Annotated in this window: 1 protein-coding gene; it reads left to right on the forward strand. The window is 52.2% G+C overall.

The genetic code is table 11. The annotated features are described in order from the left end of the window. The first annotated feature begins 45 nt into the window (after positions 1 to 45). Complete coding sequence (locus OB916_RS16945) at positions 46 to 684, forward strand: IS6 family transposase (protein WP_315910474.1); 639 nt, start codon at positions 46 to 48, stop codon at positions 682 to 684. The last annotated feature ends 7 nt before the right edge of the window (positions 685 to 691 follow it).

Here is a 691-nt window from a genome sequence, read left to right on the forward strand (position 1 = left end):
GGTCGCGTTAAGTTAGAGGATGAGGCGGACGAGTTCTGAGTGTCTATGGCAGAAATCGACCGCCTCAGCGAGAGTATCGCGTGGATAGACTTGTCGTTTGTGGAGCGAGATCGGACTCCCGAGTGGGCGATTCAAGTGGGCATCCGGTGTCACTTGGCAGGTATGTCATTACGGGATGCCAGTCAGTTTCTCGAAAAGTTGGGAGTCCAGCGGAGTCATGTGGCAATCCACGAGTGGGTTCATAAAGCCAATCTACAGCCAATCTCGACGGTCACTGCGGATCAACTTGCGGTCGACGAGAAGATGATCCGCCTGCACGGTCAAGAGTTTTGGCTGTACGGCGCTGTCGATCCCCAGACGAACGAAATCCTCCACGTCAGTCTGTTTCCGACAGCAACAAAACAGACAACGCGGTGGTTTCTGGATGAGCTACATCGTCGCTATCAGCTCGACAACGTGCTGTTTCTCGTTGACGACGCCAATTATCTCGGTCCAGTACTGGCCGAAGATGGCTACCGATTTCAGATATTGTCACATGGAAATCGGAATGCTATCGAACGTGTCTTCTGGGAGGTAGAACGGAGAACATCATCGTTTGCAAATAGTTTCAGCCATGTCGAGCTAGAGACAGCTGAAGAGTGGCTCGAAGCCTTCGCTGTCTATCACAACTCACGCCAAAGTTAACGCGACC

The organism is Halapricum hydrolyticum, assembly GCF_025517535.1.
GTDB lineage: Archaea > Halobacteriota > Halobacteria > Halobacteriales > Haloarculaceae > Halapricum > Halapricum hydrolyticum.